The sequence below is a fragment of the Pseudochrobactrum sp. AO18b genome, assembly GCF_000409565.1.
In the GTDB taxonomy this organism is placed as follows: Bacteria; Pseudomonadota; Alphaproteobacteria; order Rhizobiales; family Rhizobiaceae; genus Pseudochrobactrum; species Pseudochrobactrum saccharolyticum.
This window is the reverse complement of sequence record NZ_ANNO01000077.1, coordinates 1-15,834: the sequence shown is the minus strand read 5'-3', so window position 1 is coordinate 15,834 and position 15,834 is coordinate 1. Positions and strand designations below refer to the sequence as shown.

At 52.4% G+C, this 15,834-nt stretch carries 18 protein-coding genes and 1 pseudogene; 13 read left to right on the top strand and 6 right to left on the bottom strand.

Annotated features, from left to right (window positions below):
* From A918_RS19330 to A918_RS0103730, 3 genes and pseudogenes are all read right to left on the bottom strand, one after another.
* Nucleotides 1-506: pseudogene (locus A918_RS19330) on the bottom strand (cobaltochelatase subunit CobT); the annotation flags it as partial.
* A 94-nt stretch (nucleotides 507-600) separates the two neighbouring features.
* Entirely contained in the window at nucleotides 601-1,587 is a 987-nt protein-coding gene (gene cobS / locus A918_RS0103735; protein WP_022709759.1) for a cobaltochelatase subunit CobS, read from the bottom strand.
* Nucleotides 1,588-1,905: 318 nt separating this feature from the next.
* Nucleotides 1,906-2,529, bottom strand: coding sequence for a J domain-containing protein (locus A918_RS0103730; protein WP_022709758.1), 624 nt, complete (start codon nucleotides 2,527-2,529; stop codon nucleotides 1,906-1,908).
* 180 nt (nucleotides 2,530-2,709) lie between these two features.
* Here A918_RS0103730 and A918_RS0103725 point away from each other — a divergent pair, with 180 nt between their 5' ends.
* Both A918_RS0103725 and A918_RS0103720 read left to right on the top strand, forming a co-directional pair.
* Nucleotides 2,710-3,039, top strand: coding sequence for a BolA family transcriptional regulator (locus tag A918_RS0103725; RefSeq protein WP_022709757.1), 330 nt, complete (start codon nucleotides 2,710-2,712; stop codon nucleotides 3,037-3,039).
* A 202-nt stretch (nucleotides 3,040-3,241) separates the two neighbouring features.
* On the top strand, nucleotides 3,242-3,502 hold the full coding sequence (locus tag A918_RS0103720; RefSeq protein WP_022709756.1) for a DUF2798 domain-containing protein: 261 nt from the start codon (nucleotides 3,242-3,244) through the stop codon (nucleotides 3,500-3,502).
* 66 nt (nucleotides 3,503-3,568) lie between these two features.
* On the opposite strand, the gene aroB is transcribed toward A918_RS0103720, so the two are convergent.
* From aroB to A918_RS0103705, 3 genes are all read right to left on the bottom strand, one after another.
* Nucleotides 3,569-4,693, bottom strand: coding sequence for a 3-dehydroquinate synthase (gene aroB / locus A918_RS0103715; RefSeq protein ID WP_022709755.1), 1,125 nt, complete (start codon nucleotides 4,691-4,693; stop codon nucleotides 3,569-3,571).
* A 22-nt stretch (nucleotides 4,694-4,715) separates the two neighbouring features.
* Complete coding sequence (locus A918_RS0103710; RefSeq protein WP_022709754.1) at nucleotides 4,716-5,324, bottom strand: shikimate kinase; 609 nt, start codon at nucleotides 5,322-5,324, stop codon at nucleotides 4,716-4,718.
* 109 nt (nucleotides 5,325-5,433) lie between these two features.
* Complete coding sequence (locus tag A918_RS0103705; protein ID WP_022709753.1) at nucleotides 5,434-6,399, bottom strand: tyrosine recombinase XerC; 966 nt, start codon at nucleotides 6,397-6,399, stop codon at nucleotides 5,434-5,436.
* Between the two features lie 91 nt (nucleotides 6,400-6,490).
* Here A918_RS0103705 and rimM point away from each other — a divergent pair, with 91 nt between their 5' ends.
* The 11 genes from rimM (at nucleotide 6,491) to A918_RS0103650 (ending at nucleotide 15,794) form a co-directional block, all read left to right on the top strand.
* Complete coding sequence (gene rimM, locus A918_RS0103700; protein WP_022709752.1) at nucleotides 6,491-7,114, top strand: ribosome maturation factor RimM; 624 nt, start codon at nucleotides 6,491-6,493, stop codon at nucleotides 7,112-7,114.
* Nucleotides 7,114-7,809 (top strand): tRNA (guanosine(37)-N1)-methyltransferase TrmD, encoded by a 696-nt coding sequence (gene trmD, locus A918_RS0103695; RefSeq protein WP_022709751.1) that lies wholly within the window; start codon nucleotides 7,114-7,116, stop codon nucleotides 7,807-7,809. The genes rimM and trmD overlap by 1 nt, the downstream gene beginning before the upstream one ends.
* Nucleotides 7,809-8,162 (top strand): DUF4260 domain-containing protein, encoded by a 354-nt coding sequence (locus tag A918_RS0103690; RefSeq protein ID WP_022709750.1) that lies wholly within the window; start codon nucleotides 7,809-7,811, stop codon nucleotides 8,160-8,162. Before trmD ends, A918_RS0103690 begins: the two co-directional genes overlap by 1 nt.
* A 212-nt stretch (nucleotides 8,163-8,374) precedes the next feature.
* Nucleotides 8,375-8,809, top strand: a complete 435-nt coding sequence (rplS, locus tag A918_RS0103685) for a 50S ribosomal protein L19 (protein WP_022709749.1) — start codon at nucleotides 8,375-8,377, stop codon at nucleotides 8,807-8,809.
* A gap of 246 nt (nucleotides 8,810-9,055) precedes the next feature.
* Entirely contained in the window at nucleotides 9,056-10,465 is a 1,410-nt protein-coding gene (gene leuC, locus A918_RS0103680; RefSeq protein ID WP_022709748.1) for a 3-isopropylmalate dehydratase large subunit, read from the top strand.
* Between the two features lie 447 nt (nucleotides 10,466-10,912).
* Nucleotides 10,913-11,380: a GNAT family N-acetyltransferase gene (locus tag A918_RS0103675; protein ID WP_022709747.1), complete on the top strand. Its 468-nt coding sequence runs from the start codon at nucleotides 10,913-10,915 to the stop codon at nucleotides 11,378-11,380.
* 431 nt (nucleotides 11,381-11,811) lie between these two features.
* A complete protein-coding gene (sdhC, locus tag A918_RS0103670; protein WP_022709746.1) occupies nucleotides 11,812-12,213 on the top strand; it encodes a succinate dehydrogenase, cytochrome b556 subunit in 402 nt (133 codons plus the stop codon).
* A gap of 12 nt (nucleotides 12,214-12,225) precedes the next feature.
* Complete coding sequence (sdhD, locus tag A918_RS0103665) at nucleotides 12,226-12,609, top strand: succinate dehydrogenase, hydrophobic membrane anchor protein (RefSeq protein WP_022709745.1); 384 nt, start codon at nucleotides 12,226-12,228, stop codon at nucleotides 12,607-12,609.
* A gap of 8 nt (nucleotides 12,610-12,617) precedes the next feature.
* Entirely contained in the window at nucleotides 12,618-14,453 is a 1,836-nt protein-coding gene (gene sdhA / locus A918_RS0103660) for a succinate dehydrogenase flavoprotein subunit (protein ID WP_022709744.1), read from the top strand.
* Between the two features lie 17 nt (nucleotides 14,454-14,470).
* Complete coding sequence (locus A918_RS0103655; RefSeq protein ID WP_022709743.1) at nucleotides 14,471-15,250, top strand: succinate dehydrogenase iron-sulfur subunit; 780 nt, start codon at nucleotides 14,471-14,473, stop codon at nucleotides 15,248-15,250.
* Between the two features lie 172 nt (nucleotides 15,251-15,422).
* Entirely contained in the window at nucleotides 15,423-15,794 is a 372-nt protein-coding gene (locus tag A918_RS0103650; RefSeq protein ID WP_022709742.1) for a VOC family protein, read from the top strand.
* The last annotated feature ends 40 nt before the right edge of the window (nucleotides 15,795-15,834 follow it).

The following is a 15,834-nucleotide window of genomic DNA, read 5'->3' as shown; positions in this document are numbered from 1 at the left end:
GGCGGGCGGTAGCCGGTGAGTTTTTCACGAACCAGAAGGGAGATGGCTTCTTCAATCGGCGCATCATCACGCGAGGTAATCGCGGAATAATTGGCGCGGCTGTATTTGTCAGCCAGCATGGCCGACAGATTGCTTGCCACGCCTTCCATAGCCAGAGCGCCGATGGCTTCAACGCGGGCCTGTTCAACCGCGTCGTAAATAGCGCGGGCTTGGCTCCCCTGCGGTGCAAGCTGCGCATGAATGCGCGGATCATGACGTGCATGACGCAGCGCCATAGAGTCACCAAGACCACGGATGATGGAAATATCTTCTGCAGTCGGGCGCTTTGGCAGATCCGGCAGGCGGGCATGATTGCCGGTCAGTGCCGGACGGTCATGGCTGAAGCCGACCTCAAATTCATTGCTGCCGGCGATTGCACGCACACAGGCTGTGACCGCGCGTTTGAAAGGTTCGGAATCGACCGGACCTTTAGGACGTTCGCGTGTGTTATCGCCGGGGCCTGCCATGATGAAACTGCCTTATATCAGAAGAACTTAACCTTGTTTCGCTGTCTTAATGAAGCGAGAGCGCCCCTGTGATGACAGGGACGCTTTGTGCGTTTTATGCAAGCACGACATTAACTGCGGATTCAGGCAGTTCCTGTCCGAAAGCACGCTGGTAGAACTCAGCAACAATCGGGCGCTCCAGCTCGTCGCATTTGTTCAGGAAGGTTAAGCGGAATGCAAAGCCGACATCGGTGAAAATATTGGCATTTTCGGACCATGTAATCACAGTACGCGGGCTCATAACGGTCGACAGATCGCCATTGATGAAAGCCTGACGGGTCATATCGGCAACGCGAACCATTTTCGAGACGATCTCACGGCCTTCCGCATTCTGGTAATGCTTGGACTTGGCGAGAATGATCTCAACTTCATTGTCATGCGGCAGATAGTTCAGCGTGGTGACGATCGACCAACGGTCCATCTGCGCCTGATTGATCTGCTGGGTGCCGTGGTAAAGACCGGTGGTGTCACCGAGACCGACAGTGTTCGCGGTTGCAAACATGCGGAATGCCGGATGCGGGTTGATAACGCGGCTCTGATCGAGCAGGGTCAGACGGCCGGACGATTCCAGAACACGCTGGATAACGAACATCACGTCCGGACGACCGGCATCATATTCGTCGAAAACCAGAGCAACATTGTTCTGATAGGCCCAAGGCAGAATACCGTCTTTGAATTCGGTAACCTGCATACCGTCTTTGACGACGATGGCATCTTTACCGATCAGATCAATACGGCTGACATGGCTGTCGAGGTTAACGCGAACGCAAGGCCAGTTCAGACGGGCTGCAACCTGTTCAATATGGGTGGATTTACCGGTACCGTGGTAACCGGAAACCATAACGCGGCGGTTATAGGCAAAGCCGGCGAGGATCGCCAAGGTTGTCTGGCGGTCAAAAATGTAATCCGGATCTGCATCCGGTACATGCGGATCTTTTTTGCTGTAAGCGGGCACGATCATATCGGAATCAATCCCGAACACGTCACGCACCGATACAGTTGTGTCCGGCATATTGTTTATGTCGAGATCAACCTTGCTCATCATGCCTCCTGAGCGGCGCCTGCATGCCGCTGTATCATCATATGTTCAGAGAGCCTTTCCCTTTTCCTGCAGCGGAAAACCCCTCTATCGCTTTCTGTTCGTCTTGGCTCAGTTCTTCCGGCACAAACAGTTCCGGTTTTTGCTGAAACTGTCTGAAGTGCTGTGCCGGTGTAGTTGTTTCGGCAGGTTAACAGGGAACGAAAGTTTTTTGCTTCCGTAATTTCCCTTTGTTCCCTGCAAATAATCTTTGTTTTACCGCATGTCTTTCACCCAAAACAGGTATCCGTTTTCGGGCGGCATGCTTTAGTCTTTGCCTGTTTAGCAAAAACCTGCGGTCTTTAGCAATTGATAAGCTTGCACAACTTCGCGGAAACGTTCTTCCGAACCGCGATCGCCGCCATTGGCATCCGGATGATGCTGCTTTACCAGCTCTTTATAGCGCGATTTGATCGCGTCACTGGTCGAATTTGCCGCAATGCCCAGGGTTGCAAAAGCCTTGGATTCGAGCGGACGCGGGCGTCTGGTCGGGGTTGCAGCTTCCGCACGGGCGCGTGTTTGTTCAAAGAGATTCAGCGGATCACGGATCTTGTTGTGATAGGCTGCGGTGCCTGAACGCATACGGGCAAATTGCGGGGCTGACTGGCGCGAAGTGGAGTTTTTGGTGGTTGTCCATGTCGGACGGTCACCAACGGCCGCATTCTTCTGGAACTTGGCGATTTCCTCATCGCTAAGACCGGAGAAAGCATTGAAGTTTTTATTATATTCGCGGACGTGATCCAGACAAAAGTGCAGATAAAGACCTTCACGCGCACCGCCCGCAGGCGCTTTGTGTGTTCCGGTTTCTTCGCATCCTTCCCACTGGCACTGCGGGCCAGCCGGTTTTTTGTCTTCCTTGCGGGAACGGATACGGATGCTGTCAAAAAATTTTGAATTCGTTGCCATGATATCAATATTACGGGGTCAGATCTGATGATACAAGAATTGACATTTCACGACGCATGACCGAACCCTGCGGGGCCGAGAGTCGAAGCAGACGTGAAATCGGGATTTAGCTGCATTATGTATACCGGAATGGTAACGCATGCACATAACATAGTCCCTATATGGGGGCAGGAGATCAGAATGTCTATTCCTTTGACGCGTCAAGAACGGATTACCGCAAAACTATCTGAGGCTTTTCAGCCTGTGTTGCTTGATGTCATCAATGAAAGTCATCTTCATGCCGGTCATCATCACACAGACGGCGGTCATGAGGAAGTGTTCGACGGTACCGGTGAAACACATTACCGCGTTATAATTGTGGCAGAGGCTTTTACAGGTTTGAGCCGTGTTGACCGTCATCGTGCGATCAATGCGCAGCTGGATGAAGAATTACAGAGCGGTCTGCATGCGATTGCGCTGGAACCGAGCGCACCGGGGGAGCCGACCCGCCGTACCCGCAAGCCTGCCTGATTATTTAAAACAAGTAACCGCAGACTTCCGGTTACTTGTTTCCTTTGTCATCTGCTGTTATGAGGCAGCAGTGAGCTTTTGGCTCTTCCGTAAGCGTTTAACGTTAAGCAACGCATCCATGCCGGTCTTACACCGGACAAGCTCCTGTCTCGGGCGGGAGGGATGTGCTGATGTGTAAGACCGCAAATTTACGGAAATGATTATGCAATCTTCCAAATCTGTTCCTGCTTTTCCGAAGCTTCCGGCACGTTACATTCCGGTTGTGATGCCTTTTATTCTCTCTGTCCTGATGACTTTTGTTGTGTCTCTGATTGCGACGCTAAAAAACCTCGGGTTCAGGGCTGATCTTTTATCGCACTGGATGCCCGCATGGGGGCTGTCGTGGATCGTGGCATTTCCGGTATTGTTACTGGTGCTGCCGCTGGTGCGGCGTCTGGTCGGCATTGTCTGTCACAAGCCATAAGGGCTTAAACAAAAACCGGCCGCAAAACTCATTTGCGACCGGTTTTTTAAATTGATGATACGAGCTTTAAGCCAGTTTTTCCTGCAGGAAAGCCTGTACATCTGCAGCACTCACATCTTTGGCGATGAAAGACTGGCCAAGACCACGGGTCAGAATGAAAGTCAGCGAACCGCGCGACACTTTTTTATCTTGCGCAATATAAGACATCAGTACCTCTGCGGAAGGCAAACCGGCAATCTCTTTCATGGAAACCGGCAGGCCGACAGCTTTCAAATGCGCTTCAACCCGTGCAGCAATATCTTCTGAAATCAGGCCGAGACGTGCAGAGAACTGATGTGCCAGTACCATGCCGATGGCAACGGCTTCACCATGCACAAGGCGTGAGGAATCATAATTGGTGGCAGTTTCCAGCGCATGGCCGAATGTATGGCCGAGATTGAGCAAAGCGCGGTCACCGGTTTCACGCTCATCGCGGGCAACAACGGTTGCTTTGGCACGGCAGGAGGTGGCAATGGCATGTTGGCGTGCAGCGCCGCCTGCAAAGACATCCTGCCAGTTATTTTCCAGCCATTCGAAAAATTCCGGCTGATCGATCAGACCATATTTGGCAACTTCTGCGTAACCGGCAGCGAATTCACGCTTGCTCAAAGTGTCGAGAATATCCGTATCGGCCAGCACCAGCTGGGGCTGGTTAAATACGCCGACAAGGTTTTTGCCGTAAGCGGTGTTGATGCCGGTTTTGCCACCGACAGAAGAATCAACCTGCGCCAGCAGCGAAGTCGGAATCTGAATGAAATTCATACCGCGGCGCACAATACCGGCAACGAAACCGGCGAGATCACCGATCACGCCACCGCCCAGAGCAATAATAGCATCCCCACGCTCAAGGCGGGCTTTGAGAATGTCATTGGTCACGGTTTCAAGCGTGGCAAAGCCTTTGGATTTTTCACCGGCAGCAACCACGACCGGTGTCGCATTAATACCGGCAGCTTCCAAAGCGCTGAGTAGCGATGGTAAATGCAGCTTTGCCAGATTTTCATCGGTGACCACAGCCGCACGGATGCCCGGCAGACGTGCAGCAATTTCCTGACCGGCGCGGGCAATCAGGCCGCTGCCGATGAGAATGTCATAAGAGCGGTCTCCCAGTGATACATGAACGGTTTCGGTTGCAACATGTCCGGTAGATGTCATGGGAGATACTCGTGATTATGATTTAGTCTTGGATCGGTTCGGTCTTGCGTAAATGATCGAGCAGCAAGGTGATGACTTCCTGTGCAATCACTTCACGCTTTTCATCGCGGGAGATGATGCTCAGATCAGCGGTGGCATAGACCGGATAACGTTCGGTCATCAGCTTCTGCATCACTGCACGCGGATCGTCATTTTTCAAAAGCGGACGATCCTGACGGCGCAATACACGCTCCATCAGCACATCCAGTTCCGCATTAAGCCAGACGGAAATACCGGCAGAAGCAATATTCTCGCGGGTCTGTTCATTCATGAAAGCGCCGCCGCCGGTGGCGAGGATCATTGAACCGCCTTCCAGCAGGCGCTGCATGACACGGCGTTCAAGATCGCGGAATTCCGGCTCGCCATAGGAGGCAAATAATTCAGTAACGCTCATACGGGAGACATTTTCGATTTCCGTATCGAGATCGAAAAACGGCAAATCCAGCATTGCGGCCATTTTCTTGCCGATAGTGGATTTTCCTGCTCCCATAAGTCCGACAAGCACCACAGGGCGCTGGTTCAGGAGGGCTTTAATTTCGTCGGCCTGACTGCGCAAATGCGTCTGGTCAGCTTTTTTATTTGGGTTCGGCATCGTCTTCTTCTCGTGACGGTGCTTCCGTTTGAAACACTTGAGTAAAGTCAATCGCTGCTGATCACATGGTTGTCAAGAAAGATCAGTGATTTTCAGCCGCTATTGATGATTATGCGCGCGGATGCGCTTTGTCATAAATCTCCAGCAGGCGATCTGTGTCTACGCCGGTATAGACCTGTGTAGTGGAAAGGCTCGCATGGCCAAGCAGTTCCTGAATGGTGCGCAGATCGCCACCGCGCGCCAGAAGATGGGTGGCAAAAGAATGCCGCAAAGCATGGGGTGTTGCGGTTTCCGGCAGGTTGAGCGCGGAGCGCATTTTCTGCATTTCCCGCTGGATGATACCGGCATGGAGTGCACCGCCTTTTGCTCCGCGAAACAGCGGCATTGTGCCGTTCAAATGAAAGGGGCAGAGGCGGCGATATTCGGCAATTGCCTGATGAACGGCAGGCAGCAGCGGTACGAGGCGGCTTTTGCCACCTTTACCCTGAATGGTCAGGGAGCGGGCTGTTGTGTCGGCCACGGCATCGGGTGTCAGACCAAGCGCTTCGGAAATACGCAAGCCGCAGCCATAGAGTAAAGTGAGAACAGCGGCATTGCGTGCGGCAATCCATGGCTCTTCCGCCAGCTGTTGCTGTGTGTTGACAACCCGCAGTGCTGCATCTGCGCTCAAAGGTTTAGGCAGGGATTTCGGCTGGCGCGGTGCGCGTATAGCACTGGCACCGGCTGCATTGGCCAGCCCTTGCTTTTCCAAGTATCGCAGCAGCGAGCGGACACCGGCAAGACCGCGCCCGAGAGTGCGGGCACCGGCTCCGTCATTACGGCGTGAGGCCAGATAGGAGCGCAAATCTGCAATGCGTAAATTCGAGACATCTTTCAAAGCCGGTGGTGTGCCCAGATGGCCGGTCATGAATTGCAGAAACTGACGGGTATCGCGCTCATAGGCATTCAGCGTATGGGCGGCCAGTCTGCGGCTGTTGGTTAAGCTGCCGAGCCAGTCCTGACGCGCCTGATTGAGGTCGGGCGCAGCGATAATCAGAAATTCTGCTTTTGAGGTTTCGGTTTTGGCCGTTTGCATGGATTGAATCTGTAATCCGGTTATCTTAATAAAAATAGAGTTTCTCACGGCGAGGTTACGGAACCGTTGCCGCCACAGTTTAAGGTTTTTCATGTCTTCTCAGAAAAAAGGCAGTCCGGTGCGGGTTGCAAATCTTGATAATCCGGTTCAGCTCGCCGTTATCGGCGCTGCCCATGGCATCAAAGGGGAAGTGCGCGTTAAAACCTATACGGGCGACCCTATGGATCTGGGCTCCTATGGTCTGCTTTATGATGCATCCGGTAAAAGCTATGAAGTGCTGTCGATCCGCCCGGGTAAAACCGTAGTCGTGGTGCGCTTTGCCGGTGTTGAGGATCGCAATGCGGCTGAAGCGCTGAATGGCAAAGAGCTTTATGTTGATCATGCGCAGCTGCCGCAGGATCTTGATGAGGACGAGTTTTATTACACTGACTTGATCGGCCTTGCCGTGCGCGACAGCGCAGGCGTGTCCTATGGTAAAGTCTCTGCCGTGTTTAATTTCGGCGGCGGTGATGTGCTGGAGATTAAGGAAAGCGGCAAAAAGCCGGTTATGATCCCGTTCACACTGACTTCTGTTCCAGAAATCCTGATGGAAGAAGGTGCGATTCTGATCGATCCGCTGGCGGCAGGTCTTGTTGATGATGGTTCAACCTCTGCGGATGAAGAGGGTGAGGAGCCTGAGGCACCTGAGACTGATGATGACGGATGGGCGCGGTAATGAGTTTCAAAGCATCTGTCCTGACCCTTTATCCTGAAATGTTTCCGGGGCCTTTGGGCGCTGCGCTTGCAGGGCGCGCCTTGCGCGATGATAAATGGCAGCTTGAAACCGTCCAGATCAGAGATTTTGCGCTCGATAAACACCGGATGGTTGATGACACACCGGCTGGCGGCAGTGCCGGTATGGTGATGAAGCCAGATGTTGTGGCGCGTGCGCTTGATAGCTTAGAACAGGATAACCGCCCGCGTATTCTGATGAGCCCGCGGGGAAGGCCGCTGACACAGGATCTGGTGCGCGAACTGGCGAGCGGCGAGGGCGCAGTGATTCTCTGCGGTCGTTTTGAAGGCGTGGATGAACGGGTTATTGAAGCACGCAACCTGATGGAAGTTTCGGTCGGGGATTATATTCTCTCCGGTGGTGAAACCGGTGCGATTGTGCTGCTTGACGCGATTGTCCGGCTGATTCCGGGTGTGATGGGCAATCATGAATCCGGTGAAACCGAGAGTTTTGAAACCGGCCTGCTGGAGCATCCGCATTATACCCGTCCGCAGGAATGGGAAGGGCGTTCGATCCCTGCGGTGCTGACGTCTGGTAATCATAAGGCTGTCGATCAATGGCGGTTGGAAGAAGCAAAGCGCATTACCAGTGAGCGCCGTCCCGATTTGTGGGAGGCCTATCAGAACAGGAGTAAATAATGCAGATTCTGAGACGTGCGGAATATGCTGCTATTTTGCTGATTGCTCTGGGGTTTTATGCGCAAAGCGGTGAGGGCTGGTGGTGGTTTGCGCTGTTGTTTCTGGTGCCTGACATTACTATGGCAGGCTATGTATTTGGCAACCGTATTGGTGCGCTGGTCTATAATGCCGGTCACAGTTTTCTGAGTGTGGCCGCGCTTGGCCTGCTGATGTATGTGTCAGGGCAGCAATGGTTGTGGCCTTATGTGCTGATCTGGACTGCGCATATCGCTTTTGACCGGATGCTGGGCTACGGGCTGAAATATGCGTCTTCTTTTCAGGATACGCATTTGGGACGGATCGGTCGCAACTGAATCAGAACTTCTTGCAGAGTTGAGTTGATTCACAGGCGGTAATGGTGTATTGCCGCCTCACATTTCGGGATTTCCTGAAATCCGATTTTCGTTGACCTGAAATCAATGAGTAGTGAAACCGCTCCTGCCTTAACGGCATAGCATGACGGCAAAGACTGTTTTGCAAGTGATAGCGCTCTGACTGTTCGAGAAGAATCAGAAGGATTAAAACTATGAACATTATTAAGCAGCTTGAAGCTGAACAGATTGCAAAGATTGCTGAAAAGCGCGTTCTGCCAGATTTCGACGCCGGTGACACAGTTCGCGTTCTCGTACGCGTAACTGAAGGTACCCGTACCCGTGTACAGGCTTACGAAGGCGTTTGCATCGGCCGTTCGGGCGCAGGTCTGCAGGAAAGCTTCACCGTTCGTAAGATTTCTTACGGCGAAGGCGTAGAGCGCGTATTCCCTGTTTATTCTCCGCTGGTTGAAGGCGTTGAAGTTGTTCGTCGCGGTAAAGTCCGTCGTGCGAAACTTTACTACCTTCGTGGTCTTACAGGTAAGGCTGCCCGTATCGTTGAGAAAAAAGACAATCGTTCGAAAGCTGAACGTGAAGCAGACAAGCGCGCTGCTGAGCGTGATGCTGCTGCCAAGGCAGCTGCAGAATAATTTTCTGCATCTTTCTGCGATTATAAAATTTCCAGGGATAAGGGCGGCCTCAGGGTCGCCCTTTTTCTATTTGCAAAGATTAAATGCCGCTTGGGTAATAATCTTGCTGCGACACCCTGTTCCGCTTGTCATTTCTTGACGAAATCGCATAGCGGGTGCATATGAACCATAATCATATCGGTTCTGTGGTCCTGTGATTGCCGGGAGGTAATGGCCGCAGAACGCTTGCAAAGGATACTAAGAGCCATGAGCGCGCCGCGTACACTCTATGACAAGATCTGGGACGATCATCTGGTAGATCAGCAGGATGACGGTACCTGCCTGCTTTATATTGATCGCCATCTTGTGCATGAAGTGACCAGCCCTCAGGCTTTTGAAGGTCTGCGTATGGCTGGCCGCAAAGTGCGCCATCCGGAACGCACCCTTGCTGTTGTTGACCATAACGTGCCGACTTCGGCAGATCGTGTGAATGGCATCAAGAATGAAGAAAGCCGTATTCAGGTTGAAGCTCTGGCCAAAAATGCGGCCGAGTTCGGCGTTGAATATTATTCCGAGCGCGATAAGCGTCAGGGTGTTGTGCATATCGTCGGTCCTGAACAGGGCTTCACCCTGCCGGGCATGACGATTGTTTGCGGCGACAGCCACACTTCTACCCACGGCGCTTTCGGTTCGCTGGCGCATGGTATCGGTACGTCCGAAGTGGAACACGTACTGGCCACCCAAACCCTGATCCAGAAAAAGGCCAAAAACATGCTGGTGCGTGTGGATGGCAAACTGGCAGCAGGTGTGACTGCGAAAGACATTACACTGGCGATCATCGGTAAAATCGGCACTGCCGGTGGTACAGGTTACGTGATTGAATATGCCGGTGATGCAATCACCTCTTTGACTATGGAAGGCCGTATGACGGTCTGCAATATGTCGATTGAAGGCGGCGCACGCGCTGGTCTGATCGCGCCTGATGCGACAACTTTTGATTATATCCGTGGCAAGCCGCGCGCACCTAAGGGTGAGCAGTTTGAACAGGCGCTTGCTTACTGGAAGACCCTGAGCTCTGATGAAGGTGCGCATTTCGATAAGGTTGTGACCCTTGATGCCGCTGAAATCTCACCGGTTGTCACATGGGGTTCTTCGCCGGAAGACGTGGTTTTTGTGACCGATGTGGTGCCGAACCCTGATGACATTCAGGATGATACCAAGCGTTCATCGAAATGGCGTGCGCTGGAATATATGGATCTGAAGCCTGGCACCAAGATCACCGATATTGCGATTGATCGCGTCTTTATCGGCTCCTGCACCAATGGCCGTATTGAAGATCTGCGCGATGCTGCACGCATGGTTGAAGGTAAAAAAGTTGCCTCCACTGTCAATGCGATGATTGTTCCGGGTTCCGGTCTTGTAAAAGAGCAGGCTGAAGCTGAAGGTCTGGACAAGATTTTCATCGAAGCAGGCTTTGACTGGCGTGAGCCGGGCTGCTCGATGTGTCTGGCAATGAATGATGACCGTCTGAAGCCGGGTGAGCGTTGTGCATCCACTTCAAACCGTAACTTTGAAGGTCGTCAGGGCTTTAAAGGCCGTACTCATCTGGTGTCGCCTGCAATGGCAGCGGCAGCAGCCGTGGCGGGGCATTTTGTTGATATCCGTGACTGGAACTAAATACCTGATCTAAAAGTCGCCATGCTTGGCTGCAAATGGCAATTTCTGTGCTTCCGATGCTCACGTACTTTTATGTACACTGTGCGTCGGTTCTCGAAATCACCATTTTCGCTTGCGCCTGCGCTTTTTGATTCAGGCATTAATTCGGCATCCTAAGAAAAAGCCCGCTCATTGCGTAAGATCAATGGGCGGGTTTTTCTTTTCAGATAAAGCAGCATTGATTAGGCTGGTTTTTTTTAACGAAGCAGCTACTCTAGTGGATTGAATTTGACGTTTGGCTGCCGACTGACACAAGCGCTGCTCCAAACGTCAAATTCAAAAAATCCACTAGTTTTATATAGTCTTTAGTGGTCTTTTTGATTCCGACATTTGCTCTGCACAATACCCCACGGAATGCAAATGTCGGAATCAGACCACTAGTTCTTATTCGCCAAAAGGGAAGGCATCATGACACAGGATCACGCTATTGATATTTCATTGCTTCACTTACGTGATGCCCGTGAACTTGCGCCTTTACTGGCCGATTATGCGCAGGCGCTGAAGCGCGGTGCACCGCGTCGTCCGGATGAATATTATGCGGAAAAGCTGTTGCAGGATCGCAGTGCCGAATTGCTCGGTGCACGGCTAGACGGCGTGCTGGTCGGTTTTGTGATTTTCTACGATCTGCCGGAGCCGGTATCGGGCATGCGCGCAGGGCAGGTGGATCATATTTACGTCCATCACGAGCACCGCAAAAAAGGTATCGCCAAGGCTCTGATTGATGTGCTGGCCGATAAGGCTGAAGAGCGCTCATGGAGCAAGCTGGCACTCAATGCACCGCGTCAGCCGGAAGATGGTCGCAAGCTGTATGAACAGGTCGCGGCCACAGCGGACTGGAGCAGTTTTGTGATTCGTTTTGCACCACATCTCCAGTAAACCTGTTGAAACACTGTCCGGCGGCTCATAATCAGGACAATTTAACTGCCGCCGGATTTTATTTTTATCGCGGATGTCCGGTAATAGGCCGCATAAAACCGTTTAAAACGTCATCTCTCTGCTCAGGTGCGACTAATTGCATGGCTGGTCGCATGGTTGTGACTTTGACGTGGTGACAAAAGCGCAGTAGATAAGCCCTAACATGGTCGTCCTTTAAACGATCTTGGCCGTATTCGCTCTACTGCGCGGCTCCTGAGCCTGTGAAGCTTCAAGAATTGCGCAGCATGTTAAAATGACAGAGTTTATATCTATGCTGGGCGCAGGTTCATCATAGATATAGACTCTGTTGGGCATGAACAGACCATAGATTTTGCCGGTATAGCGGCATGTTTAGCAAGGCCTGTTTATCGGTAACATTTACCAGGATAGCTATGACAACAAGACCAATAGTCAAAAGCCAGCGCCCGCTGTCACCGCATTTGTCGATTTATAAACCGGCAATTACCATGACAACGTCGATCATTCACCGCATCACCGGCGGCGCACTCTATTTCGGCACCGTATTGCTTGCCGTATGGCTGATTTCCGCAGCGGTCAGTGAAGATTGCTTTAATTTCGTCAACGGCCTGTTCGGCTCATGGATCGGACGCCTTGTGCTGTTCGGCTACACATGGGCTTTGATGCAGCATCTGGCAGGCGGTATCCGCCATTTCATCTGGGATATGGGCGCAGGCCTCGAAAAACACACCGCTAGCAAAATGGCCTGGGCGACTGTGGTATTTTCCGTGATTGCGACAATCCTGATCTGGGTTGTGGCTTACAGCCTGCGCTGAGAGGACTGATATATGCAAGATATGCGCACCCCTCTGGGTAAGGTTCGCGGCCTTGGTTCAGCCAAGGAAGGCACCGGTCATTTCTGGACACAGCGTATGAGTGCTGTCGCACTTGTGCCGCTGGTGATTTATTTCATCGGCCTGATTATCTGCCTCAATGGTGCAGATTACGCCGAAGTCCGCGCTGCAATCGCCCATCCGTTTAATGCGATTGTGATGGCGCTGTTTGTTCTGACCGGTGTTTATCACATGCGTCTGGGCATGCAGGTTATTATCGAAGATTATATTCACGGCGAAGGCCTGAAGATTGTTTGCGTTATGCTCAACACCTTCTTTGCGATTGTTGTTGGCGGCGCGAGTGTATTTGCAATCCTCAAGCTCAGCTTCGGAGGTTGATAGGCCAAATGGCAACAACTAAAGACACAGCTGCTAACGGCAGCAAATATACCTATGTCGACCACAAATTTGACGTTGTGGTTGTCGGTGCCGGTGGTGCAGGCTTGCGTGCAACACTGGGTATGGCAGAGCAGGGCTTTAAAACAGCCTGTATTACCAAAGTTTTCCCGACGCGCTCCCATACGGTTGCAGCGCAGGGCGGTATTGCTGCTTCGCTTTCCAATATGGGGCCGGACAGCTGGCAGTGGCATATGTATGACACTGTTAAAGGCTCCGACTGGCTCGGTGATACAGACGCCATGGAATATCTGGCCCGTGAAGCGCCTGCGGCGGTTTATGAGCTGGAACATTACGGCGTGCCGTTCTCCCGTACCGAAGAAGGCAAAATCTATCAGCGTCCGTTCGGCGGTCATATGCAGAACTTCGGTGATGGCCCTCCGGTACAGCGTACCTGTGCTGCTGCTGACCGTACCGGTCACGCTATTCTGCACACGCTTTACGGCCAGTCACTCAAGAACAATGCGCAGTTCTTTATTGAATATTTCGCACTTGATCTGATTATGACTGACGGTGTTTGCACCGGCGTTGTGGCATGGAATCTGGATGACGGCACCATCCACCGTTTCTCCGCTAAAATGGTCGTTCTGGCCACAGGCGGTTACGGTCGTTCGTATTTCTCGGCAACTTCTGCCCATACCTGCACAGGTGACGGTGGCGGTATGGTTGCGCGTGCCGGTCTGCCTCTGCAGGATATGGAATTTGTTCAGTTCCACCCGACCGGTATTTACGGTGCAGGCTGCCTGATTACTGAAGGCGCACGCGGTGAAGGCGGTTATCTGGTTAACTCCGAAGGCGAGCGCTTCATGGAGCGTTATGCACCTTCCGCCAAGGATCTGGCATCGCGTGACGTTGTGTCCCGCTGCATGACCATTGAGATCCGTGAAGGCCGCGGCGTTGGCAAGAACAAAGATCACATCTATCTGCATCTGGATCATCTCGATCCGGCAATTCTGCATGAGCGTCTGCCGGGTATTTCGGAAAGCGCCAAGATTTTCGCCGGTGTTGATCTGACCAAAGAGCCGATTCCGGTTCTGCCGACAGTTCACTACAATATGGGCGGCGTGCCGACCAACTATTGGGGCGAAGCGCTGAACCCGACGGAAGAAAACCCTGATCGCGTACAGCCTGGCCTGATGGCTGTGGGTGAAGCCGGTTGTGCGTCCGTGCATGGTGCAAACCGTCTTGGCTCAAACTCACTGATCGATCTCGTGGTATTCGGCCGTGCGGCTGCAATCCGCGCCGGTGAAGTGATTGACCGCGCTGCAAAAATTCCTGATCTCAATCTCGCTGCCTGCGATAAGATCATGGAACGTTTTGACCGTCTGCGCTTTGCTGACGGCGGCACTCCGACTGCTGTTCTACGTGAAAAAATGCAGCGCACCATGCAGGAAGATGCTGCAGTGTTCCGTACCTCAGAATCCCTGAAACAGGGTTGTGAACGTATGGCCGCGATCTGGAAAGAAATGCCGGATATTAAAGTGACTGATCGCTCATTGATCTGGAATTCCGATCTGATGGAAACATTGGAGCTGGAAAACCTGATGGCCAATGCGATGACCACTGTTGTGGCTGCTGAAGCCCGTAAGGAAAGCCGTGGCGCCCATGCCCATGAGGATTTCCCGAACCGTGATGACGTGAACTGGCGCAAGCACTCGCTGTCCTGGCTCTCAGAAGACGGCACAGTTACGCTTGGCAGCCGTCCTGTTCATCTTGACCCGCTGGTCAAGGAAGAAGACGGTGGTATCAGCCTCGCTAAAATTGCGCCTAAAGCGCGCGTTTACTAAGGATTGGGGAAAGAGCAATGGTAGAACTGGCACTTCCCAAGAATTCGCAGATCCGTCCCGGCAAAGTCTGGGACAAGCCTGCGGGTGCAACGAACCTGCGTGAATTCAAGATTTACCGCTGGTCGCCGGATGACGGTCAGAACCCGCGTCTCGACACATTTTATGTTGATCTTGATGATTGCGGCCCGATGGTTCTCGATGCACTTCTGTACATCAAGAACAAAATTGATCCGACATTGACGCTGCGCCGCTCCTGCCGTGAAGGTATTTGCGGTTCCTGCGCGATGAATATTGATGGTTCGAATACGCTTGCATGCACCAAAGGCATGGAAGACATCAAAGGCACTGTTAAGATCTATCCTCTGCCGCATATGCCGGTTGTGAAGGATCTGGTGCCTGATCTGAGCCATTTCTATGCGCAGCATCGCTCTATTGAGCCATGGCTGAAAACGGTTTCGCCTGAGCCGCAGAAAGAGTGGCTGCAGAGCCATGAAGACCGCGCTAAACTGGATGGTCTTTATGAGTGCATTTTGTGCGCCTGCTGCTCGACCTCGTGCCCGAGCTATTGGTGGAACGGCGATCGTTATCTCGGCCCTGCCGTGCTGCTGCAGGCTTATCGCTGGTTGATTGATAGCCGTGATGAAGCAAAAGGCGAACGTCTCGATAACCTCGAAGATCCGTTCCGTCTTTATCGCTGCCACACAATCATGAACTGTGCGCAGACATGCCCTAAAGGCCTGAACCCTGCGAAGGCGATTGCCGAAATCAAGAAAATGATGGTCGAGCGCCGCGTATAATCACGGCGAATAACCAAAAAACTAAAAGGCACCGTTCGCGGTGCCTTTTTTATTGGCTTCATAAATCTGCCTGATTAAGCGCGCTTAAATTTTTATGCTTTAGTCTGCAACTCTTACGCGCTGTCAGCGTTTCGTGTTTGCATAAGTTGTGTAATCTTTGGCGGAGGCCGCTATGCTGGATCAGATCGGATTTATGGTCACCAATAAAGATAAAGCGCGGGCTTTTTACTCTGCTGCTTTGGCACCACTGGGCATTGATGCTGTCACGGAATTCGGCAATTGGCAGGGCTATGGCCGTCACGGCAAGCCGGAATTCTGGATCGGCTCACAAAAAGGTTCTGCCTATCAGGGACAAATGCATCTGGCATTTCTGGCAGGCACACGCGGCGAGGTTGAGCGTTTCTATCAGGCAGCACTCAGTGCAGGCGGTATTGAGCATAGCGCACCGGTTTTACGCCCGAATTATCATGCGGACTATTTTAGCGCACAGGTTAAAGACCCCGACGGGCATATTATTGAAGTTGTCTGTCACATGCCCGCTTAGAGCGGTTCCAGTTAATGCTAATCGATAGAACCGCTCTTTT